The sequence below is a fragment of the Candidimonas humi genome, from assembly GCF_019166065.1.
GTDB classification, from domain to species: Bacteria; Pseudomonadota; Gammaproteobacteria; order Burkholderiales; family Burkholderiaceae_B; genus Candidimonas; species Candidimonas humi.
Genome location: NZ_JAHTBN010000001.1, coordinates 432,952 through 454,810 on the forward strand (window position 1 = coordinate 432,952; position 21,859 = coordinate 454,810).

16 protein-coding genes are annotated in these 21,859 nt (G+C 65.7%); 7 read left to right on the forward strand and 9 right to left on the reverse strand.

The annotated features are described in order from the left end of the window. The first annotated feature begins 11 nt into the window (after positions 1-11). Positions 12-710: a MarC family protein gene (locus KVP10_RS01890; protein ID WP_217962766.1), complete on the forward strand. Its 699-nt coding sequence runs from the start codon at positions 12-14 to the stop codon at positions 708-710. A gap of 223 nt (positions 711-933) precedes the next feature. Further along, entirely contained in the window at positions 934-1,419 is a 486-nt protein-coding gene (locus KVP10_RS01895) for a disulfide bond formation protein B (RefSeq protein ID WP_217962767.1), read from the forward strand. 133 nt (positions 1,420-1,552) lie between these two features. Here KVP10_RS01895 and purF read toward each other — a convergent pair whose 3' ends face one another. The 7 genes from purF to aceE form a co-directional block, all read right to left on the reverse strand. Further along, the gene (purF, locus tag KVP10_RS01900; RefSeq protein ID WP_217962768.1) at positions 1,553-3,061 is read right to left on the reverse strand and encodes an amidophosphoribosyltransferase; all 1,509 of its coding nucleotides are present in this window, start codon (positions 3,059-3,061) and stop codon (positions 1,553-1,555) included. Positions 3,062-3,086: 25 nt separating this feature from the next. Next, positions 3,087-3,575 carry a CvpA family protein gene (locus tag KVP10_RS01905; protein ID WP_217962769.1) on the reverse strand — a complete coding sequence of 163 codons (489 nt, stop codon included), beginning with the start codon at positions 3,573-3,575 and terminating at the stop codon, positions 3,087-3,089. Next, positions 3,572-4,462, reverse strand: a complete 891-nt coding sequence (locus tag KVP10_RS01910) for an SPOR domain-containing protein (RefSeq protein WP_217962770.1) — start codon at positions 4,460-4,462, stop codon at positions 3,572-3,574. Before KVP10_RS01910 ends, KVP10_RS01905 begins: the two co-directional genes overlap by 4 nt. 52 nt (positions 4,463-4,514) lie before the next feature. Continuing rightward, positions 4,515-5,810 (reverse strand): bifunctional tetrahydrofolate synthase/dihydrofolate synthase, encoded by a 1,296-nt coding sequence (gene folC, locus KVP10_RS01915; protein ID WP_217962771.1) that lies wholly within the window; start codon positions 5,808-5,810, stop codon positions 4,515-4,517. Positions 5,811-6,120: 310 nt separating this feature from the next. Then, complete coding sequence (gene lpdA, locus KVP10_RS01920; protein ID WP_217962772.1) at positions 6,121-7,905, reverse strand: dihydrolipoyl dehydrogenase; 1,785 nt, start codon at positions 7,903-7,905, stop codon at positions 6,121-6,123. A gap of 10 nt (positions 7,906-7,915) precedes the next feature. Beyond that, positions 7,916-9,271 (reverse strand): dihydrolipoyllysine-residue acetyltransferase, encoded by a 1,356-nt coding sequence (gene aceF / locus KVP10_RS01925; protein WP_217962773.1) that lies wholly within the window; start codon positions 9,269-9,271, stop codon positions 7,916-7,918. An 18-nt stretch (positions 9,272-9,289) separates the two neighbouring features. After that, entirely contained in the window at positions 9,290-11,998 is a 2,709-nt protein-coding gene (aceE, locus tag KVP10_RS01930; protein ID WP_217962774.1) for a pyruvate dehydrogenase (acetyl-transferring), homodimeric type, read from the reverse strand. Between the two features lie 340 nt (positions 11,999-12,338). On the opposite strand from aceE, the gene KVP10_RS01935 reads away from it, so the two are divergent. The 5 genes from KVP10_RS01935 to KVP10_RS01955 all read left to right on the forward strand — a co-directional run bounded on the left by KVP10_RS01935 (position 12,339) and on the right by KVP10_RS01955 (position 18,653). Next, positions 12,339-14,096: a PAS domain-containing sensor histidine kinase gene (locus tag KVP10_RS01935; RefSeq protein WP_217962775.1), complete on the forward strand. Its 1,758-nt coding sequence runs from the start codon at positions 12,339-12,341 to the stop codon at positions 14,094-14,096. Next, positions 14,093-14,719, forward strand: a complete 627-nt coding sequence (locus tag KVP10_RS01940; RefSeq protein ID WP_217962776.1) for a response regulator transcription factor — start codon at positions 14,093-14,095, stop codon at positions 14,717-14,719. The genes KVP10_RS01935 and KVP10_RS01940 overlap by 4 nt, the downstream gene beginning before the upstream one ends. Further along, a complete protein-coding gene (gene folD, locus KVP10_RS01945; RefSeq protein ID WP_217962777.1) occupies positions 14,716-15,654 on the forward strand; it encodes a bifunctional methylenetetrahydrofolate dehydrogenase/methenyltetrahydrofolate cyclohydrolase FolD in 939 nt (312 codons plus the stop codon). The genes KVP10_RS01940 and folD overlap by 4 nt, the downstream gene beginning before the upstream one ends. Positions 15,655-15,805: 151 nt before the next feature. Continuing rightward, positions 15,806-17,887 (forward strand): M3 family metallopeptidase, encoded by a 2,082-nt coding sequence (locus KVP10_RS01950; protein WP_217962778.1) that lies wholly within the window; start codon positions 15,806-15,808, stop codon positions 17,885-17,887. Between the two features lie 145 nt (positions 17,888-18,032). Then, positions 18,033-18,653, forward strand: a complete 621-nt coding sequence (locus KVP10_RS01955) for an SCO family protein (RefSeq protein ID WP_217962779.1) — start codon at positions 18,033-18,035, stop codon at positions 18,651-18,653. 8 nt (positions 18,654-18,661) lie between these two features. Here KVP10_RS01955 and KVP10_RS01960 read toward each other — a convergent pair whose 3' ends face one another. Then, on the reverse strand, positions 18,662-19,348 hold the full coding sequence (locus KVP10_RS01960) for a Fe2+-dependent dioxygenase (RefSeq protein ID WP_217962780.1): 687 nt from the start codon (positions 19,346-19,348) through the stop codon (positions 18,662-18,664). A gap of 24 nt (positions 19,349-19,372) precedes the next feature. Further along, entirely contained in the window at positions 19,373-21,589 is a 2,217-nt protein-coding gene (locus KVP10_RS01965; protein WP_217962781.1) for a TonB-dependent receptor, read from the reverse strand. Positions 21,590-21,859 lie beyond the last annotated feature (270 nt).

Below are 21,859 nucleotides of genomic sequence, written 5' to 3' on the forward strand. Positions count from 1 at the left end.
ACCCTTAGCCCATGAGCCTGAACGACTTCATCGCCAACTTCGGGCGCAGCTTTTTGTTCGCCCTGGCCACGCTGCTGCCGATACTGAACCCGCCCGCGGCGGCGCCGCTGTTCCTGTCCCTGACCGAGGGCGCCAGCGCCGACGCCCGCACCCAATTGGCCAAGCGCGTGTCGGTCAACATCCTGATCATGCTGTTCGTGGCCATTGTGGCCGGCAACATCGTGCTGGATTTCTTCGGCATTTCGCTGCCCATCGTGCGCGTGGGCGGCGGCCTGCTGGTGATCGCCAGCGCCTGGAAGCTGGTGGGCGCCTCCACGCCCGACGCCGAACACGCGCAGAACATGGCCGGCGCCTATACGCCCGAACGCATCCGCAGCACGGCTTTCTATCCCCTGACCTTTCCCCTGATCTGCGGCCCCGGCACGCTGTCGGCGGCCATCACGGTAGGCGCGACCCTGCACGAACACGGCACTTATGACAGCCTGATCAAGCTGGCCGGCTCCTTGCCGGCGATCGCGCTGGCGGCGTTCAGCACTTATCTCTGCCTACGTTTCGCCGCCCAGTTCCTGCACCGCCTGGGCGCCAACGGCACGGCCGTGCTGATGCGCCTTTCCGCCTTCATCCTGCTGTGCCTGGGCGTGCAGATCGTCTGGGACGGCGCGCAGGCCCTGCTGCTGGGCCTGCTGCACCAGGCCGGCATACATCCCTGACAGGGCCCGCCATATGCGGGCAGCCGCAGCGCCGCGCCTTGCCTTACCTGGTCGTACCGTCCTGTTCGTACCGTCCGCGCTTGCGCGCCCGGCTCTCGCGCCCATGGCTTGGGGCCGAAGCACACGCGGCGGCTTGCGGTATTCGCGGTATGATTTCAGCTTGCATGGGCCGCCCGGCTGCGACAGGGCGCCCGCCACCGTTCCCCATCCGAAACTGCCCCCGATGAATCAAACGCCTTCCAAGTTGCTGCACGCCATTGCGTTGATCAGCGTGCTCGCCGTCTGCGTCGCCCTGGTGTCGCAACACGTGTTCGGCATGCGCCCTTGCGCCTGGTGCGTGATGCAGCGCCTGCTGTACCTGCTGATCGCGATCTGCTGCTGGCTGGGCCTGCTGCTGCGCCGCTGGCGCCCGGCCGAGACGCTGGCCACCGTGGCGGCCGCGGCTTTGGGCATCTGCGGCGTGATGTCGGCCTGGTACCAGTACAGCGTCGCGTCGAACATGTTTTCCTGCGACCGGACCTTTGCCGACCAGTTCATGGTGGGCCTGGGGCTGGACGCCCACCTGCCCTGGCTGTTCGGCATATTCGCTTCGTGCGCGGACGCCCGAGTAAAGGTGCTAGGGGTGGAATACGCCATCTGGAGCCTGATCCTGTTCGCGCTGCTGACCCTCGCCGCGCTGTCGGCCCTGGCGCGCCCGCGCCGCGCCTGAACGAAGACCGCCGCCGTGCGGATGCGCGGCGGCCGGCCCAGGCCTGGAACACGGCGCCTGCGGCAAAGACTGTCGCCGCAAGGCGCGGTACCGCTACGCTGCCGCAGCGGCGGGCCTGCTCCGTAAAACCGTATCAGGCCTCGTCGTCGCCCTCGGCGTCGCGCGCGGCTTTCTCGGCCTTGGCCTCGCCGCGAGTGCGGCTCAGGCGGTCCAGGTAGGCAGCATCGATGTCGCCCGTGATGTACTGGCCGTTGAAGCAGGACGACTCGAAGCCCGTGAGCGCGGGATTCAGGTCGCGGATCGACTGCTCCAGGTCGGCCAGGTGCTGGTAGACCAGGCCGTCGGCGCCGATCTCTTGGGCGACTTCTTCGGGCTCGCGGCCATAGGCGATGAGTTCCGACTGCGTGGGCATGTCGATGCCGTATACGTTCGGGAAACGCACCGGCGGCGCGGCCGAGGCGAAGAACACCTTCTGCGCGCCCGCGGCGCGCGCCATGTCGACGATTTCGCGGCTAGTGGTACCGCGCACGATCGAGTCGTCCACCAGCAGCACGTTCTTGCCGCGGAATTCCATGTCGATCGCATTGAGCTTCTGGCGCACCGACTTCTTGCGCACCGCCTGGCCCGGCATGATGAAGGTGCGGCCCACGTAGCGGTTCTTGATGAAGCCTTCGCGATAGTTCAGGTTCAGGCGCGCGGCCAATTGCATCGCCGCCGGGCGCGACGAATCGGGAATCGGCATGACCACGTCGATGTCGCCCAGCCGCAGGCTGCGGGCGACGTTGTCGGCCAGGTATTCGCCCATGTTCAGGCGCGCATCGTAGACCGAGACGCCGTTCATCAGCGAATCGGGCCGGGCGAAATACACGTATTCGAATACGCAAGGGGTATGCAGCGTGCCGGCCGGTGCGCATTGGCGGCTGCTGAGCTTGCCGTCGAGGTCGATCCAGATGGCCTCGCCCGGCGCCACGTCGCGCACGAAGTTGAAGCCGCAGCCGGTCAGCGCCACCGACTCCGAGGCCAGCATCCATTCGACGCCATCGTCGGTTTCCAGGGAGCCCAGGCACAGCGGGCGGATCCCGTGGGGGTCGCGAAACGCCACCATGCCGTAGTGGGCGATCTGGGCAATGACCGCATAGGCGCCCTTGGCGCGGCGGTGCACGGCCGCCACTGCTTCGAAGACCGCCTTCTCGTCCAGGGACACGCCGCTGGCAGCCAGTTGCAGCTCGTGGGCGAAGACGTTGAGCAGCACTTCCGAATCGGAATTGGTATTGATATGGCGCCGGTCGATCTTGAAGAGCTCTTCGCGCAGTTCCCGCCAGTTGGTGAGATTGCCGTTGTGCACAAAAGTGATGCCGAAAGGCGCGTTGACGTAGAACGGCTGGGCTTCCTCGACGCTGTCGCTGGAGCCCGCGGTGGGATAGCGCACCTGGCCCAGGCCGCTATAGCCCGGCAGCGAACGCATATTGCGCGTGCGGAAGACATCGCGCACCAGGCCGTGGGCCTTGTACATATTGAAGAAGTTGTCGAACGACGTAGCGATGCCGGCAGCGTCCTGGCCGCGATGCTGCAACAGCAGCAGGCTGTCGTAGATCAACTGATTGACGGGGCTGCAGCCTGCGACCCCAACGATTCCGCACATTTGTTCCGGTTTCCTGTGTAGACGATCAATACGGTAGCCATGAGGCTAGGGACGGAGGCAGCAGCACCTTGATCTGCTGCACCCCGCGCACGGCGGCTTGCGACAACTGCGCGTCACGCCACCAGGGCTCTTTGGGCAATTCGGTGTAGCCGGCCGCCGCCACCAGTATGAGCACGATCAGCAGGCCGCGCAGCAGGCCGAACAGCGCGCCCAGGCCGTGGTCGGCCGGAGTAAGGCCGGTCTTGCGGATCAGCGTGTCCAGAGTGACGTTCAGCAAGCCGAGCAGCAGCAGCACCACAATAAATACCGCCCCATAGGCGGCGGCGGTACGCAAGAGCTGGTTTTCGAGGTAGGGGCTGAGCCACAGCGTGACCCGTGGCCCCCACCATATGGCGGCCACGAAGGCCGCCAGGTAGGCAATCAGCGACAGGATCTCTTTTATGAGCCCCCGCAGCAGCCCCAGGAATGCCGACACCGCGAGGATGCCGAGCACAATATAGTCGAAGCTGGTCACTTAGTGGAAATGAAACCGTTGTCGTACCCCAGGGCCCGCAGTCGCGCCTGCGCGGCCTGGGCGGCATCGCGCGTGGGGAAAGGCCCGACGCGCAAGCGGTAAGTGGGCTTGCCGTTGGCGGTGCCGGATTCGACATAGGCGTTGGTGACGCCGGCGGCCACGAGCCGTTCGCGCCGGCTCTGGGCGTCCTTGTCGGCGGTATAGGCAGCGATCTGCAGCACGAAATTCCCGTGCGCCGAAGGCGCCGGTGCGCTCTTGGCGGGCTTGCGGCCTTCGAGCAGCGCAATGGCCACGGAACCGTCGTCGGTGCGCGCCTCGGAATCCCCCTTGGCGCGGGCTTCGCGCCGCGGCTCGGGCTTGGCTTCGGGCTTAGGCTTGGCGGCGGGATGCGTCTCGTGCCGCGCGGGCGTTTCAGGCCGGCTTTCGTTGCGTGCCACGGGCGGCTCGGGCTTGGCCGCCGGAGGGTTGTCTTCGACCTGCCCGGAGGCGACGGGGGCCGCGGGCTCGGTGGGCGCCTGCACGGCGCCGCCCTGCGCAACCGCGCCGGAGTCGCCGGCATTGGCCGCGCCGGCATCGGGCGTGGCTGCTGCGGCATTGGTACCGTCGGAGGGTTCCAGGCCGGTGCCGGTTGCGGCCCCGCCCTGGCTGGACGCGGGAGGTATGACGGCGGGCACCGCCAGCGGCGCATTGGCTTGCTTGGGCGCGGGCGTGGAATCCAGCAGCATCGGTACGATGACGACAGCCGCAAGCACCAGCACCAGTGCGCCGATCAGGCGCCTGCGGGCGCGGCTGCGCAATTCCTGAGCCAGGGTTTCACTGGAAGTGGAGGCTCGCGTTACAGGGCGACGAGCTGCGGCGGCGGACTCGCTGCGAGAAAACAATCCCATGGGCGGCAACCTTTATGGGCAGGCTGCGTGCCTGCCCGCGTGGACAATCGGATTAGCGTCCGAGCTCCCGCAGTACCGGGCCGACCGTGGAAAAGGAGCCGAACACGAGAATTCTATCACCCTCGGCCGCGTGTTCACGCGCCGCGGCAAAGGCGAGCACCGGATTTGCAAAACTTGAAACCGTCACGGGATCGGCGCCCTGGGGAGGCAGCGCGGCGCGCAGGATTTCGGCGAGTTGTTCGCCGGTCGCGCCGCGCGGACCGTCGATCGTGGCGCAATACCAATGGTCGACACGGGTAAGGAATTTGGACAGCACGCCGGCAATATCCTTGTCCTTGAGCATGCCCACCACCGCATGGGTATAAGGGTAGTACGCCATGCCGTCCAGGTTTTGCGCCAGGGCGGCAGCGGCATGCGGATTGTGCGCCACATCCAGGATGACGGTCGGCTGTCCCGGCAGGATCTGCAGCCGGCCCGGCAGCGCGGCCTGGGACAGGCCCAAGCGGATGGCTTGCTGCGGCACCACCAGGCGGTCGGAAAGCGCCTCCAGCGCGGCCAGCGCGGCGCTGGCATTGATCAGCTGGTTGGCGCCGCGCAGCGCCGGATAGGCCAGGCCGGCGCGGCGCCGGCTGCGCCCGCCGTAGGCCCACTGCTGGCGATCGCCGGAATAGTTGAAATCCTTGCCGAAGCGCCACAGGTCGGCGCCGATTTTCTGCGCGTAGTCGACCAGGCTCTGCGGCGGCACGGGGTCGGCGCAGATCGCCGGACGGCCGGGGCGGTAGATATGCGCCTTCTCGTAGCCGATTTTTTCGCGCGTATCGCCCAGCCACTCGGTATGGTCGAGGTCCACGCTGGTAACAACGGAACAATCGGCGTCGACCAGGTTGACGGCATCCAGCCTGCCGCCCAGCCCGACCTCCAGCACCGCGACTTGCACCGCGCGCTGCTCGAACAGCATCAGCGCCGCCAGGGTCGTGTATTCGAAATAACTCAGCGAGATCTCGCCGCGCCCGTTCTCGATGCGTTCGAACTGCTCGATGATGGCGGCGTCGCTGGCGTTCTCGCCGTCGACGCGGATGCGTTCGTTGAAATCGATCAGATGCGGCGAGGTGTACATGCCCACGTGGTAGCCGGCCGCCAGCAATATGGCTTCCAGCATGGCGCAGGTCGAGCCCTTGCCGTTGGTGCCGCCCACCGTGATTTTCACGAAAGGCAGTCGCAGCTCGAGACGCTCGGCCACGGCGCGAACGCGCTCCAGGCCGAGGTCTATGGGTTTGCGATGCAGGGATTCCAGATAGGCGAGCCAATCCTGCAGGGTGGCTGCGGCAGAAGGTTTGGGCAGGGGCATGAGTCGGTTTCGGAAGAGATGGGTCATGGCGCAAGGCGCCTTGCCGCGCAAGCATGAACACCGGGCTTGCGCGAGCCGCGGGCCTGTGCGGCCCGCAGCGGCAGACGCAAGTGTAGCTCAGCCGCCCCGCCCTGCCCCCGCTACACCCTGGGGCATGCATGGGTAAACGGCCGTAGGCAACAGGCGGCCCAGGCCGGCGGCCGACAAGCGCGAAAGCAGGCGGGCGCGTTTCTGCGGCGGCCGCCAAAACCCGGCGCACGCCAAGGGGCTTCCCCGGGCGTTGCCTACGAGCAGCGGCCTGCGAGCCGCGCTACTTGCGGCGTACCGGAGGCAAGTCGGTGCAGACGCCTTCGGCCACTTCGGCCGCCATGCCTATGGATTCGCCCAGCGTCGGGTGCGGGTGTATGGTCTTGCCGATATCGACAGCATCGGCCCCCATCTCTATGGCCAGCGCGATTTCGCCGATCAGGTCGCCCGCGTGCGTGCCGACGATGCCGCCGCCCACGATGCGGTGGGTCTCGGCGCTGAACAGCAGCTTGGTAAAGCCTTCGTCGCGCCCATTGGCGATGGCGCGCCCCGAGGCCTGCCACGGGAACAGGCCTTTCTCGACGGCGATGCCCTCTTTCTTGGCCTCTTCTTCGGTCAGGCCCACCCAGGCGACTTCCGGATCGGTATAGGCGACCGCCGGAATCACGCGCGCGTCGAAGTAGCTCTTCTGCCCGGCGATGGCTTCGGCCGCGACATGGGCTTCGTGCACGGCCTTGTGCGCCAGCATGGGCTGGCCGACGATGTCGCCGATGGCATAGATATGCGGCACATTGGTGCGCATTTGCTTGTCGACCGGGATAAAGCCGCGTTCGGAAACTTGCACCCCGGCCTTGTCGGCGGAGATGCTGGCGCCGTTGGGCCTGCGGCCCACCGCCTGCAGCACCAGGTCGTAGCGCTGGGCTTCCTTGGGCGCCTTGTCGCCTTCGAAGCTGACCCAGATGCCGTCGTCGCGCGCCTCGGCGCCCACGGTCTTGGTGTTGAGCATGATGTGGTCGAAGCGGCCGGCGTTCATTTTTTCCCAGACCTTGACCAGGTCGCGGTCGGCGCCCTGCATCAGCCCGGAAAGCATTTCCACCACGTCCAGGCGCGCACCCAGGGCCGAATACACCGTGCCCATTTCCAGGCCGATGATGCCGCCGCCGACGATCAGCATTTTCTTGGGGATGGACGCCAGCTTCAGCGCCCCGGTCGAATCGACGATGCGATCGTCCTTGGGCAGGAACGGCAGTTTCACCGATTCGCTGCCCGCGGCGATGATCGCCGACTTGAAGCGCACGGTCTGCGTCTTGCCGTCGGCCGCGCGCACCGTCAGGTGCTGCGGATCGGCGAACTGGCCTTCGCCGGTCAGCACCTTGACCTTGCGCGCCTTGGCCATGCCCGCCAGGCCGCCGGTGAGCTTGGCGACGACGCCGTCCTTGAAGCCGCGCAGCTTGTCCAGGTCGATTTTGGGGTCGCCGAAGGACACGCCGTGCGAGGCCAGGGACTTGGCCTCTTCGAGGACGGATGCCGTGTGCAGCAGCGCTTTGGATGGAATGCAGCCCACGTTCAGGCATACGCCGCCCAAGGTCGGGTAGCGCTCGACCAGCACCACGCCCAGGCCCAGGTCGGCCGCGCGAAACGCGGCGGAATATCCGCCGGGGCCTGCGCCCAGCACCAGCACGTCGCATTCGAGGTCGGCGCTGCCCGTGTAGCTGGCCGCCGCGGGTGCGGCGGCGGCAGCGGCCGGGGCGGGAGCCGCGGCGGCCGCCTTGGCGGGCTGCTGCGCGGCCGGCTCGGCGGACTTGGCGGGCTTGTCCGCCCCGGCATCCGCCGCAGCCTCGACCGTCAGGATTGCCGAACCCTTGGAGACCTTGTCCCCGAGCTTGACCAGGATTTCGCGCACCACCCCGCCCTGCGAGGCGGGGATTTCCATGGAGGCCTTGTCGGACTCGACGGTGATCAGGCTCTGTTCGGGCTTGATGGTATCGCCCACGGCCACCAGCACCTCGATGATCTCGACCTCGGAGAAGTCGCCGATGTCGGGCACGGTTATGTTCTGTGTGCTCATGTCGCGGCTCCTAGAGGATGATGCGGCGGAAGTCGGCCAGCAGGCCGGCCAGGTAGGCATTGAAGCGCGCGGCCGCGGCGCCGTCGATCACCCGGTGGTCGTAGGACAGGGACAGCGGCAGCATGAGGCGCGGCTGGAATGCCTGGCCGTCCCACACCGGCTGGTGCGTGGAACGCGACACCCCGAGTATCGCGACTTCGGGCGCGTTGATGATGGGAGTGAAGGTCGTGCCGCCGATGCCGCCCAGGGACGAAATCGAGAAGCAGCCGCCCTGCATCTGCGCCGGCGAGAGCTTGCCGTCGCGCGCCTGGCCGGCCAGTTCGGAAGTCTCGGCGGCCAGCTCCAGCACGCCCTTGCGGTCGGCGTCGCGGATCACCGGCACCACCAGGCCATTGGGCGTGTCGGCCGCGAAGCCGATGTGGTAGTACTGCTTGAGGATCAGTTCGTCGCCGTCGAGCGAGGCATTGAACTCGGGGAATTTCTTCAGCGCCGCCACCACCGCCTTGATCAGGAAGGCCAGCATGGTGACCTTGATGCCCGACTTCTGGTTTTCTTTGTTGAGCTGGACGCGCAGCGCCTCCAGCTCGGTGATGTCGGCCGCCTCGTTGTTGGTGACATGGGGAATCATCACCCAGTTGCGGTGCAGGTTGGCGCCGGAGATCTTCTTGATGCGCGACAGCGGCTTGGCCTGGATCGGGCCGAACTTGGCGAAGTCCACCTTGGGCCAGGCCAGCACATTCAGGCCGCCGCCGGCAGCCGCCCCAGGCGCGGCCGCCGTGCCGGCGCCGCCGGCCAGCGCCTGCTTGACGTAGCTGCGCACATCGTCCTGCGTGATGCGCTGCTTGGCGCCGGAACCCTGCACCAGGCGCAGGTCCACGCCCAGTTCGCGGGCGAACTTGCGCACCGAAGGCGAGGCATGCGGCAGGTTCTTGGCCGAGGCGTCGACCTCGGGATACGACGCCGTGGGCGAAGTATGCTCTACCGGCGCGGAGGCCATCACTGCCGGAGCGGCAGCAGGCGCGGGCGCTGCGGCCGGGGCCGCGGGCTGCGCCGCAGCCGCCGGGGCGGGAGCCGGTGCCGCCGGCGCGGCAGGTTCCGCCGGCTTGGCGGCAGCAGCGGGCTCGGCGGCAGCCTCGAGCTCGAGGATCACCGACCCTTCGCCGACCTTATCGCCCACCTTGACCTTGAGGGCCTTGACCACGCCCGCCGCGGACGACGGTATTTCCATGGAAGCCTTGTCGGATTCCACCGTGATCAGGCTTTGCTCGGCCTTGACCGTGTCTCCCGGCGCAACCAGCAGCTCGATGATCTCGACCTCGCTGAAATCGCCTATGTCGGGAACCTTGACTTCAATCACGTCGCTCATGTGGATCTCCCCTGTTCCTCAGGCGTGTTGCGGGTTCGCTTTGTTGACGTCGATGTCGTACTTCGCAATCGCCTCGGCGACTTTTTCCTGCGGCACGGCGCCTTCGTCGGCCAGCGCCTTGAGCGCCGCCACCACCACGAAATGGCGGTTTATCTCGAAGTGCTCGCGCAGCCGGTAGCGGAAATCGGAGCGCCCGAAGCCATCGGTGCCCAGTACCTTGAAGCCGCGATCCTTGGGTATGTACGGCCGGATCTGGTCGCCGAAAGCCTTGATGTAGTCGGTAGAGACCACGACCGGACCCTTGGTGTCCTGCAACTGCCGGGTGACATAGGGCAGCGGCGCCTTTTTGTCCAGGGGATTGAGCATCTGGTGACGCTCGCAGTCGATGCCGTCGCGGCGCAGTTCAGTGAAGCTGGTGACGCTCCAGACGTCGGAGCCCACGCCCCAGTCCTGCTCCAGCAGGGTCTGGGCTTCCAGCACCTCGCGCAGGATGGTTCCCGAGCCCATCAGCTGCACCCGCAGCTTGCCCTTGCCCACAGACTTGAGCTTGTACATGCCGCGCACTATCCCCTCTTCGTCGCCAGGCTTCAGGCCCGGCTGGGGATAGTTCTCGTTCATGACGGTAATGTAGTAGTAGACGTTTTCCTGGTTCTCGACCATGCGGCGCAACCCGTCCTGCATGATGACGGCGAGTTCATGCGCGAAGGTCGGATCGTAGGCCACGCAATTGGGGATGAGCGAAGCCTGGATATGGCTATGCCCGTCTTCGTGCTGCAGGCCCTCGCCGTTGAGCGTGGTGCGCCCGGCCGTGCCGCCCAGCAGGAAGCCGCGGGCCTGCATGTCGCCGGCGGCCCAGGCCAGGTCGCCGACGCGCTGGAACCCGAACATCGAGTAATAGATATAGAAGGGAATCATGATGCGGTTGTTCGTGGAATACGACGTCGCCGCCGCTATCCAGGAACTGAACGCCCCCGCCTCGTTGATGCCTTCCTGCAGCAGTTGGCCGTCGGCCGTCTCGCGGTAGTACATCACCTGGTCTTTATCGACCGGCGTGTACTTCTGCCCTTCCGGCGCATAGATGCCGATCTGGCGGAACAGGCCTTCCATGCCGAAGGTGCGCGATTCGTCGGACAGGATGGGCACCACGCGCGGCGCCAGTTCCTTGTCGCGCAGGATCTGGTTGAGCACGCGCACGAAGGCCTGCGTCGTGGAGATCTCGCGCCCTTCGGCGGTGGGTTCCAGCACCGCCTTGAAGGCTTCCAGCTTGGGTGCGTGCAAGTGCTCGTCGGCGCGCGCGCGGCGATGCGGCAGATAGCCGCCCAGGGCCTCGCGGCGCTCTTGCAGGTACTTCATTTCGGGCGAATCCGCGGCCGGACGGAAATACGGGATTTCATCGAGCTTGTCGTCTGGCACCGGGATATTGAAACGGTCGCGGAATTCGCGCACCGATTCCATGTTCAGCTTTTTCTGCTGGTGGGTGGGGTTCTTGGCCTGGCCGACCTGCCCCATGCCGTAACCCTTGATGGTCTTGGCCAGGATCACGGTGGGCTGGCCTTCGTGCCGGGAAGCCGCGTCGAAAGCCGCGTATACCTTGTGCGGGTCGTGGCCGCCGCGATTCAGGCGCCAGATGTCGTCGTCGCTCATGCGGCTGACCATTTCCAGCAGCCTGGGGTCCTTGCCGAAGAAGTATTTGCGCACGAAGGCGCCGTCGTTGGCCTTGTATGCCTGGTATTCGCCGTCGACGGTTTCTTCCATGACGCGGCGCAGGATGCCTTCTTTGTCGTGCGCCAGCAGAGGATCCCAGTAGCCGCCCCAGATCAGCTTGATGACGTTCCAGCCGCTGCCGCGGAAGTCGCCTTCGAGTTCCTGGATGATCTTGCCGTTGCCGCGCACCGGGCCGTCCAGGCGCTGCAGATTGCAGTTGATGACGAAAATGAGGTTGTCGAGCTTCTCGCGCGAGGCCAGGCTGATCGCGCCCAGCGATTCGGGTTCGTCCATTTCGCCGTCGCCGCAGAATACCCAGACCTTGCGCTTGCTGGTGTCGGCCAGGCCGCGCGCGTGCAGGTACTTGAGGAAGCGCGCCTGGTAGATCGCCATCAAGGGGCCCAGGCCCATGGACACCGTGGGAAACTGCCAGAACTCGGGCATCAGCTTGGGGTGCGGATACGAAGACAGGCCCTTGCCGCCGACTTCCTGGCGGAAATTGTCGAGCTGCTCGTCGCTGAGGCGGCCTTCGAGATAGGCGCGGCCGTACATGCCCGGCGAGGAGTGGCCCTGGAAGTAGACCAGGTCGCCGCCGTGTTCCTGGCTTTCGGCGTGCCAGAAATGGTTCTGGCCGCATTCGATCATGGTGGCCAGCGAGGCAAAGGAGGCGATGTGGCCGCCCAGGTCGCCGCCATCGGCGGGGTGATGGTTATTGGCCTTGACCACCATGGCCATGGCGTTCCAGCGTATGTACGAACGGATGCGTTCTTCCAGCGCCAGATTGCCGGGGTGCGGCGGTTCCAGCGACGGCGGAATGGTGTTCACATAGGCAGTATTGGGCGAAAACGGAATGTGGGCGCCGGAACGGCGCGCCAGGTCGACCAGCCGTTCGAGCAGGTCGTGGGCCCGCTGCGGCCCTTCGCGGTCGAGCACGGCGGCCAGGGCTTCGAGCCATTCCTGTGTTTCCAGCGCCGCGTCGTCGGGGACCTCGGTGCTTGCTTGGACTTGATCGGACGAGGACATGCGGGGGTCTCCTTGGATGCTTGCCATGATTCGTTACGGCGATCAGCCGTTCCGATTGCGCTGAAATGAAAGGCGGCGGGTATTCGATGGCCGCGCGCCTGTACAACCGATGTATCTCAGCTATTCTAGGAAAGAGTCCAGGCACAGGCAAGCTAAATTTCACTTTATGGTATTAATTTTCATAATGCGAAAAACATTGCTGGCGCCGCTCTACCGCCCCTATTTTGCCGCCACAGACTAAAATAAGGCTGGCCAATTAAATCAAATCGCCGCCGGCGGCCCGCCAGGGATGCGCCATGGCGGCTACGAGCCTATCGCAGCCAGGCACCCTACACGGCTTATGGCAAGTCCATCCAAGAAAACTCTTATTCCCACGACGTTCTACGATCAGGCCAAGGGCAACCGGCGCGGCTTCTACTGGCTGACGCCGGTCATCGTGCTGGTGCTGTATCTGTGCGTGATGGGCGCCTTCATCTGGCTGCAGCGGCTGCACAACGACAGCGTGATGTTCGTCACCATCGACCAGGAAACCCGCCAGCAGCGGCTCATCATGGTGGTGATCGCGCTGTCCTGCGTGATCGTGCTGAGCCTGCTCGCGCTGTGGCGCTACACGCGCTACCGCACCCGGGCCGAAGCCGCGCTCATCGCCGAGACGGGCTTCCGGCGCGCCATGGAAAACTCCATGTCCACCGGCATGCGGGTCTTCGACATGCAGGGGCGCATCGCCTACGTCAACCCGGCGTTCTGCCGCATGATAGGCTGGAACGAGGCCGACCTGATCGGCCGCACCACGCCCTTCCCCTACTGGCTGCCGGGGCGCCACGCGCAACACCAGGAAACCCTCGATATCTTGCTGGCGGGGCGCACTCCCAGCAGCGGGCTGGAGGTCGAGGCGCAGCGCCGCGACGGCTCGCGCTTCACCGCGCGCATGTATGTCTCGCCCCTGCGCGACCCGAACGGCGAACAGATCGGCTGGATGACATCCATGACCGACATCACCGAGCCCAAGCGCATCCGCGAGGCGCTCACTGCTGCGCACGAGCGCTTCATGACCGTGCTGGAAGGCCTGGACGACGCCATCTCGGTGGTGGCTGACACTCCCGACGGGCTGGAGCTGCTGTTCGCCAACCGCACCTACCGGCGCTTCTTCGGCGCGCAGTCCAACGGCCACGGCGAATTGCTGGGCGGGCGCCTGGGCCGCTTCACCGATGAAACCGTGGAAGTCTTTTCCGAGTCGGCGCAGCGCTGGTTCGAAGTGCATCACCGCATACTGGCCTGGACCGACGGACGCCGCGTGCGCATGCAGGTGGCGCGCGACATCACCGAGCGCCGCAAGCACGAAGAGGCCTCGCGCGTGCAGCAAGAGAAAATCCAGCTCACCAGCCGCCTGACCACCATGGGCGAGATGGCCTCGTCCCTGGCCCACGAACTGAACCAGCCGCTGACCGCGATCACCAACTACAGCATGGGCGCGGTGGCGATGATCAAGGCCGGCAACATCCAGCCCGAGATACTGCTGGGCGCCCTCGAAAAAGCCGCCAACCAGGCCGAGCGCGCCGGAAAAATCATCAGCCGCATCCGTGAATTCGTCAAGCGCAGCGAGCCGCGCCGCCAGTCCGTGCCGGTCACCCAGATACTGGATAACGCGATAGGCTTTGCCGAGATCGATGCCCGCAAGCGCCAGGTGGCGATCGAAAAGCGCCTGCCCGAGGCCATGCCCGCAGTCATGGCCGACCCGATCCTGATCGAGCAGGTATTATTGAATCTGCTCAAGAACGGCATCGAGGCCATGGAAAAAAGCGAGCATCGCGTCCTGCGCGTGGTGGTCACCGACGCGCACCCGCTGGTCGAGATCGCGGTCATCGACCGCGGCCACGGCCTGCGCGATCCCGAGCGGCTGTTCGAGCCTTTCTACAGCACCAAGTCCGAAGGGCTGGGCATGGGCCTGAACATCTGCCGCACCATCATAGAATCCCATCACGGCCGCCTCTGGGCGGCAGCCAACCCCGAAGGCGGTACGATTTTCCGCTTCACCCTGCCCTGCGCCGCGCCACAAGCGCCGAGCACGGCCGAGCATTCCCAGGAGTTGCATGCATGACTACACCCCAAGCCCCCGGCACCATATACATCGTCGATGACGACGAGGCGGTGCGCGATTCCCTGCGCTGGCTGCTCGAAGCCAACGGCTACCGCGTACGCAGTTTCGGCGCCGCGGAGGAATTCCTCAACGCCTACGACCCGGACCAGGTCGGGGTGCTGATCGCCGACGTGCGCATGCCCGGCATGAGCGGGCTGGAACTGCAGGAAGAACTGATGGCGCGCCGGGCCCCCCTGCCCATCGTGTTCATCACCGGCCACGGCGACGTGCCGATGGCGGTTTCGACCATGAAGAAAGGCGCCGTCGACTTCCTGGAAAAACCCTTCAATGAAACCGACTTGCGCACCATCGTCGCCAATATGCTGCAGCAGGCCAGCGAGCGCGTCAGCCAGGCCCAGGCCCAGAAAAGCCACCAGGCGGTGCTCAGCCGCCTGACCACGCGCGAGCAGCAAGTGCTCGAACGCATCGTCGCCGGGCGCCTGAACAAGCAGATCGCCGGCGACCTCAACATCAGCATCAAGACGGTGGAAGCCCACCGCGCCAACATCATGGAGAAACTCGAAGTGACCACCGTCGCCGACCTCATGAAGATCGCCCTGGCCAAGGCCGAGGGAACCGTATGAGCTCGTCCGCTGCACCGGCCGCAAGCAGCGGCCTTTCCGATCGGCAAGACGCACAGCGCGCACCAGGCGGGCAAGACTCCGGGCTGGGACGCATCATAGACGGCAAGGCCCTGTCCGAGTCGATCCGCGCCGACGTGGCCCGGCGTGCGCGCGAACTGGCCGCGCGCGGCGTCGTGCCGGGCCTGGCCGTCGTACTGGTCGGCGACAATCCGGCCTCGCAGGTGTATGTGCGCAACAAGGCGGCGGCCTGCGAAAAAGCCGGGCTGCATTCGCGCGTACTGCGCCTGGCGGCCGACATTTCCGAGCAGGCGCTGCTCGAAGTCGTGCAAGAGCTCAACCGCGACCCCGCCGTGCACGGCATCCTGGTGCAACTGCCGCTGCCGCCGCACATGGACGCGGCCAAGGTCATAGAAACCATCGCCGCCGACAAGGACGTGGACGGCTTCCACGTCAGCAATGCCGGCCTGCTGATGACCGGCAAGCCGCTGTTCCGGCCCTGCACGCCCTACGGCATCATGAAGATCCTGGAATCCGAGCAGGTCGCCCTGCGCGGCGCCGAGGCGGTCGTGGTGGGCGCCAGCAACATCGTCGGCAAGCCCATGGCCATGCTGCTGCTGGCCGCCGGCGCCACCGTCACGCTGTGCAATTCCAAGACCCGCGACCTGGGCACCCAGACGCGCCGCGCCGACGTGCTGGTGGTGGCCACCGGCAAGCCCGGCATCGTCACCGGCGACATGATCAAGCCCGGCGCCACCGTGATAGACGTGGGCATCAACCGCAATGCCGACGGCAAGCTGGTCGGCGACGTCGACTTCGAGTCCGCGCGCCGTGTCGCCGGCGCGATCACGCCCGTGCCCGGCGGCGTAGGCCCCATGACCATAGCCATGCTGCTGGTCAATACCCTGGAAGCCGCCGAGCGCAGCCTGCAACATTGACGTTCCCGCCGGCCGGGCGCCCGATTTGAACTTTGGCCCATGCCCTGCGGTCAATACTATTAGATCGATATCAACGCCCTGAACCAAGCAAACGGACTGGCGGCACCGGCCTCCCCCCGGCGCCGCCAGTCCATGCCAACCGCAATACGCCATGCCCCTGACATCCAATCCCCTGATGGTCCCGGCCGATGCGCCGGTCGACTATGCCGCCGTCCAGCCCGCGCACATCGTGCCGGCCATAAGCTCATTCATCGCCACCGCGCGGGCGGCCGTGGAACGGGCCGCCGACCCGGCGCTCGAACCTGCCTGGGACAATCTGGTCGAGCCGGTCGAAGACGCCGGCGAGCAGCTCTGGCGCGCCTGGTCGATCGCCGGCCACCTGAATGCCGTGGTCAATACCGCCGAATTGCGCGAAGCCTATAACGAATGCCTGCCGCTGGTCACGGAATTCTCCACCTGGCTCGGGCTGCACACTGGCTTGTACGCGCAATACCAGCGCCTGCGCGACGGCGCCGGCTTTCGCAAGTTGTCCGCAACCCGCCAGCGCATCGTCGAGCTGGCCTTGCGCGACTTCCGCCTGAGCGGCGTGCAGCTCCAGGGCGCGGACCGCGAACGCTACGCGCAGATTTCCGAACAAGAAGCCCAGGCATCGCAAAAGTTCTCGGAAAACGTGCTCGACGCCACGGACCAATGGTCCTTGCACATCGAGGACGAGGCCAGGCTGGCCGGCGTGCCCGAGGACGTGCGGCAGGCGGCGCACAAGGCCGCCCGCGACGACGGCCTGGCCGGCTGGAAGCTGAGCCTGAAGATGCCCTGCTACCTGCCGGTGATGCAGCATGCCCGCGACCGCACCTTGCGCGAGACCATGTACCGGGCATACGCCACCCTGGCTTCGGAACAGAGCGGCGACCCGGCGCTCGACAACTCGCCGCTGATCGAACAATTGCTGCAACTGCGCGTCCAGCAGGCGGAACTGCTGGGCTATGCCGACTACGCCGAGCTGAAGCTGCAGACCCGCATGGCGGAAAGTTCCGTCCAGGTGCTGGATTTCCTGCGCGAATTGGCGGCGCGGGCGCGGCCCTATGCCGAGCGCGACCTGGTGGAACTGCGCGAATTCGCCGCGCAGAACCTGGGGCTGCAAACGCTGGAAATGTGGGACGTGCCCTATGCCAGCGAACGCCTGCGCGAAGAACGCTATGCGTATTCCGAAGAAACGCTCAAGCCCTACTTCACCGAGCCGCGCGTTCTGCAGGGCTTGTGCGGAATGATCGAAACGCTGTTCGGAGTGCGCGTGCTGCCCTGCCCCATGCCGCTATGGCACCCGGACGCCCACGCCCTGCGCATAGAAACCCCGCAAGGCGAGCTGCTGGGGCATCTGCTCATGGACCTGTACGCCCGCACCGGCAAACAAAGCGGCGCCTGGGTCGACAGCGAGCGCAGCCGGCGCCGGGCCGGCTCGCGCCTGCGCACGCCCATCGCCTACCTGACTTGCAATTTCTCGGCACCGCAGGACGGCAAGCCGGCGCTGCTGACCCACGATGACGTCATCACCCTCTTCCACGAAAGCGGGCATGCCTTGCATACCCTGCTGTCCGAGGTCGACGATCCCGCCGCCGCGGCCTTTGCCAGCGTCGAATGGGACGCCATCGAGCTGCCCTCGCAATTCATGGAGAATTTCTGCTGGGAATGGTCGGTGCTGCGCTCGCTGTCCGCGCACGTTCAGACCGGCGAACCGCTGCCGCGCGCGCTCTACGACAAGCTGCTGGCGGCGCGCAATTTCCAGAGCGGCATGCAGACGGTGCGCCAGATCGAATTCTCGCTGTTCGACATGCTGATCCACGGGCGCGGCGCCGCGCTCGACATCCGCGGCGTGCTGGAAGTGCTGGACCAGGTCCGCAAGGAAGTCGCGGTGCTGATGCCGCCGTCCTGGCAGCGCTTCCCGCATAATTTCTCGCACCTGTTCGCCGGCGGCTACGGCGCGGGCTATTACAGCTACAAGTGGGCCGAGGTGCTGTCGGCCGACGCCTATGCGCTGTTCGAGGAGCATGCCGGCCGCGATGCCGACGGCACGCGCAACACGCTGGACCCGGAAACCGGCCGGCGCTTCCGCAAGGAGATCCTGGCGGTGGGCGGCTCGCGCCCCGCGGCCGAATCGTTCCGCGCTTTCCGGGGACGCGACCCGAGCATGGAGGCGCTGCTGCGCCATAACGGCATGGGCAGCACCGGCCTATAATCGGAACGGCAGCCCCCAGGGCTGCATGGCGCCCGCCGGCCCGCGCCATGCCCGGTGTCCGTTCCGGGCCAGCCCCCAGGCCGGCGCGATCGTCCGGTGGCGCTGCCCAGCGCAACGCCTTTTTTAATGTAATCAGGCCTCAGTCATGAATATTCCCGGTCTGCGCCAGTTGCGCAGCTTGCTACTGATCGCCATGCTGGGTTTTGCCGGCATGGCCTGTGCCGCCGACAGCGCCATCCACAACGTGCGCGGCTTTCTGCCCGACCTGCATTTCACGCTGGAGGGCGCCGGCAACAAGACGATCACACAGGCGAACTTCAAGGGCAAGACCGTGGTGCTGTTCTTCGGCTATGCCAGTTGCCCCGACATCTGTCCGACCACCATGGTGCAGCTCTCGCAAGTGATGCACGAGCTCGGGCCCGAGGCCAAGAACGTGCGTATCCTTTTCGTCAGCGTCGACCCGCACCGCGACACCCCCGACAAGCTGCAGGCCTATGTAGACGCCTTCGACAAGCACGCCATCGGCCTGACCGGCACCGAAAAGCAGATTGCCGACGTGGCGCGCCGCTACCGTGTGTCCTACCAGATAGAAAAGCCCAAGCCGGGCCAGGGCGACAACTACGAGGTGTCGCACAGCCGCGGCATCTATATCTTCGATTCGCAGGGCCGCGCCCGCCTGCTGGCCGCCGACAGCGAGTCGGTGCCGGCGCTCACCCGCAGCCTGCAGACCCTGCTGGCGCAAACCGGCAAGGCGCCGGCGGGCTGATGCCTGCGCTACGTATCGCTCCAGATACGCAACAGGTTGTGATAACAGGCCACCAGGCTGCGCCGCGCCTGAGCATCGCCATTGGTCGCGCCCAGGCGCCGGATCGCATCGTCCATCTCGAACAGCAGCGTGCGCTGTTCGTCCGAGCGCACCAGGCTCTGCACCCAGAAAAAACTCGCCAGGCGCGTGCCGCGCGTCACCGGCCGCACATGGTGCAGGCTGGTGCCCGGATAGACGACGGCATGGCCCGCCGGCAGCTTGACGGGGTGCGCGCCGTAAGTGTCCTCGATCACCAGCTCGCCGCCGTCATAGTCCTCGGGAGGCGTAAGAAACAGCGTCACGGACACGTCGGTGCGCACCCTCAGGCCCTGGCCGGGCGTCAGGCGTATGGCGCCGTCCACGTGGCTGCCGAAATGCTGGCCGCCGGCATAGCGATTGAACAGCGGCGGATACGCCCGATTGGGCAGCACCGCGCTGATGAACAAAGGGTTGCGCTCGAGCGCGCCCAGCACTAGGTCGCCCAGTTCGCGCGCCAGCGGCGAACCCTCCGCGATCTGCTGGTTATCCTTGACCGGCGCGCCGGTGTAGCCGGCCGTGGCCCGGCCGTCGACCCAGGCATCGCCGCCCTGCTCCAGCCTGGCGCGCACGGCCGCCACGGCCTGCTGGTCGAGCACATCGGGAATGGAAACAATCATTGCGAGGCCTTGCCTGGGACTGGTTCAGAACCGATAGTCGAGCGTGGCAAGGAAGGTGCGGCCTATGCCCGGCACCGCTCGTCCACCGTCGGATTGAATGATGCCGTCATAATACTGTTTGTCGGTCAGATTCAGGGCATTTAGCCGTATGTCGTACTTGGCCGCGTGGTAGGCGACCATCGCATCCCAGCGCGTATAGCCCGGCACCTTCACCACATCGTTGTTGGCGGCGTAGCGCGAAGACATATAGGTCGGCCCGCCGCCTATCTCCCAGTGCGGCGCCACTTTGTAAGTGGTCCACAGCGTCAGGGTATTGCGCGGCGTGTTCGCCACCGCGTTGCCCTCGGTGCCATCGAAGGCCTTGCGGATCTCGCTGTCCAGATACGTGTAGCCGCCATAAACCTGCCATTTCTTGGTGATCTGGCCGGCCACGCCGACCTGGTAGCCTCGCACCCGGGTCTTGCCCTCCGACGTGTAATTGCCATCGATATCCATGATGGCCGCGTTCTTCTGGTTGATCTGGAACAGCGACTGGGTCACGGACAGATTGCCGCCCAGCAGCGCCCACTTGCTGCCGATCTCGAACGACTCGCTGGTGGCGGGCTCGAGCGGCTGCGTCTGGCCGCGAGACAGCGTCAGCGCCTCGAGGGACGGGTCGAACGAGGTGCCGTACGACACATAATAGGACTGCCAGTCGGCGGGCTGGTAGATCACGCCGCCGCGCACGCTGGTGTAGGTGCTGGTTTGCGAAAAATGCGCCGGCGCCGTCGTGCTGTTGTCGATCGATGCGTCATAGCGGTCCCAGCGCACGCCGCCCACCAGCTTCCAATGTTCGCCCAGCGATACCGTATCGTTCAAATACAGGCCCAGTGAATCCGCGGTGGAATCCGCGCGATTGCCGGCTACCGTGGTCGTGCCGGCAAGCCTGCCCGTGTATGCCGGATCGGCCAGCGAAACAATGCCCAGGGTGCCGCTGGGCATGCCGGGCGCCGTCGAGGTATAGCTCTGGTTGCTGTAGGTTTCGTGGCCCACGTCCACGCCCGCAATCACGTCTTGCTTCAGCCAGCCTTGCCCGAACTTGCCCTCGACATCCGTAGAGTTGTAGAAGGAATGATCGTTGATGGTCCGGTCCTTGCTCGCCAGCTTGACGTATAGCTGCGACATGGGCAGCGAGGTGTAGTTGCCGTTGGACAGGGCTGGTGACTTGATGGAAGGCCCGGTCAATACACTGGCCGGATTGGTCTCGCGGGCGTCGGTGCCATAGTGGCTGTATTGCGTCTGGTTGCGCAGCGTGACGCCATCGTCGAAGTGGTGCACCACACGCGCCGAGAACGTCTGCACGTCCTGTACCGTACGGTCGTCGGTGAAACCGTAGAATTTCGACTTGTCCACCGCAGCTGGCCGGCCGTTGAGCGCCGGCACGCCATAGTCGGGCTGATCGCGGTTGTGCTGGATCAGCGCCGATAGCGTGACCTCGGTCGGCGTGCCTATGCCCATGCGCAGCGTCGGCGCAAAGCCATAGTCTTTGTTCGTCATCACATCGCGCGTGCTGCCGATGTCCTGCCCGAAGCCGTTCAGGCGCAACGCCGCAGTGTCTGACAGCGGCTGGTTCACGTCGAAGCTCGCCCGATAGTGATCGTCGGTGCCCACCGTGGCCGAAACCGAGGCTGCCTGCTTGAGGTTCGCCTGCTTGCTCACCTGGTTGATCACCCCGCCCGTAGAGCCGCGCCCGAAATACAGGGAAGACGGGCCGTACAGCACATCGATCGATTCCAGGTCGAAGGTATCGCGGTAGTATTGGCCCCGATCCCGGAAGCCATCCAGATAGATGTCGGTGCGCGCAGTGAAACCGCGCAAATTGATGTTGTTGCCGATCTGCCCGCCTTCGGCGGCGCCAAGGGTAATGCCCGGCACATTGCGCAGCGCGTCCTGGAAGGATGTCGCGCCCTGCGACTGCAGCAACTGTTTGTTCACCGAGACGACAGCCTGCGGTATATCCATCGGGTCGGCAGGCACCTTCGCGCCGACGCTGGATTTTTCGGATTGGAACCCGGACTGCTCCGGCTGCAGCCCATACACATTCACCGCCGGCAGCTGCGCCACGCCCGGTGCCTGTCCCGGCTGCCCTTGGGCCGGCGGACTCGCGTCCCGCGCCGGCGCCGTCTGCGCCAGGACCGGGACGGGCACGGGGAGGGCCAGCGCAGCCATGCAGGCGCCGGCCAGTGGATTCAGCTTGAACATGAGGATTCCCTGTATATCAAACCCGCGCGCGGCCATTGCACACCCGGCCGGCCTGGCGGCGCAGACCCTCATTTAGAAGAGAGAGCGCCACCCAGCGGCGGGCAGGCATGACAGCAGGGCCAGCCCTGCCGGATGCGTCCGGAAGCGTCTTTACGCGCATCCGGGTAACGGGTTTAATTGTTTATTAATGAGAATCGTTATTATTGGTATCTTTAAATGATTTCTCAATATATTTTTCCAGGGACGGATTGAAATCGTAGTTTGAGAGCA

What these genes read in the sequence shown, in the direction of transcription:
- KVP10_RS01890 (WP_217962766.1), top strand. Translation starts at nt 12, where the DNA reads ATGAGCCTGAACGACTTCATCGCCAACTTCGGGCGCAGCTTTTTGTTC.
- aceF (WP_217962773.1), bottom strand. Translation starts at nt 9,271, where the DNA reads ATGAGCGACGTGATTGAAGTCAAGGTTCCCGACATAGGCGATTTCAGC.
- folC (WP_217962771.1), bottom strand. Translation starts at nt 5,810, where the DNA reads ATGCCCCTGCCCAAACCTTCTGCCGCAGCCACCCTGCAGGATTGGCTC.
- KVP10_RS01950 (WP_217962778.1), top strand. Translation starts at nt 15,806, where the DNA reads ATGCCCCTGACATCCAATCCCCTGATGGTCCCGGCCGATGCGCCGGTC.
- folD (WP_217962777.1), top strand. Translation starts at nt 14,716, where the DNA reads ATGAGCTCGTCCGCTGCACCGGCCGCAAGCAGCGGCCTTTCCGATCGG.
- KVP10_RS01955 (WP_217962779.1), top strand. Translation starts at nt 18,033, where the DNA reads ATGAATATTCCCGGTCTGCGCCAGTTGCGCAGCTTGCTACTGATCGCC.
- KVP10_RS01935 (WP_217962775.1), top strand. Translation starts at nt 12,339, where the DNA reads ATGGCAAGTCCATCCAAGAAAACTCTTATTCCCACGACGTTCTACGAT.
- KVP10_RS01940 (WP_217962776.1), top strand. Translation starts at nt 14,093, where the DNA reads ATGACTACACCCCAAGCCCCCGGCACCATATACATCGTCGATGACGAC.
- lpdA (WP_217962772.1), bottom strand. Translation starts at nt 7,905, where the DNA reads ATGAGCACACAGAACATAACCGTGCCCGACATCGGCGACTTCTCCGAG.
- aceE (WP_217962774.1), bottom strand. Translation starts at nt 11,998, where the DNA reads ATGTCCTCGTCCGATCAAGTCCAAGCAAGCACCGAGGTCCCCGACGAC.
- purF (WP_217962768.1), bottom strand. Translation starts at nt 3,061, where the DNA reads ATGTGCGGAATCGTTGGGGTCGCAGGCTGCAGCCCCGTCAATCAGTTG.
- KVP10_RS01960 (WP_217962780.1), bottom strand. Translation starts at nt 19,348, where the DNA reads ATGATTGTTTCCATTCCCGATGTGCTCGACCAGCAGGCCGTGGCGGCC.
- KVP10_RS01895 (WP_217962767.1), top strand. Translation starts at nt 934, where the DNA reads ATGAATCAAACGCCTTCCAAGTTGCTGCACGCCATTGCGTTGATCAGC.
- KVP10_RS01910 (WP_217962770.1), bottom strand. Translation starts at nt 4,462, where the DNA reads ATGGGATTGTTTTCTCGCAGCGAGTCCGCCGCCGCAGCTCGTCGCCCT.
- KVP10_RS01965 (WP_217962781.1), bottom strand. Translation starts at nt 21,589, where the DNA reads ATGTTCAAGCTGAATCCACTGGCCGGCGCCTGCATGGCTGCGCTGGCC.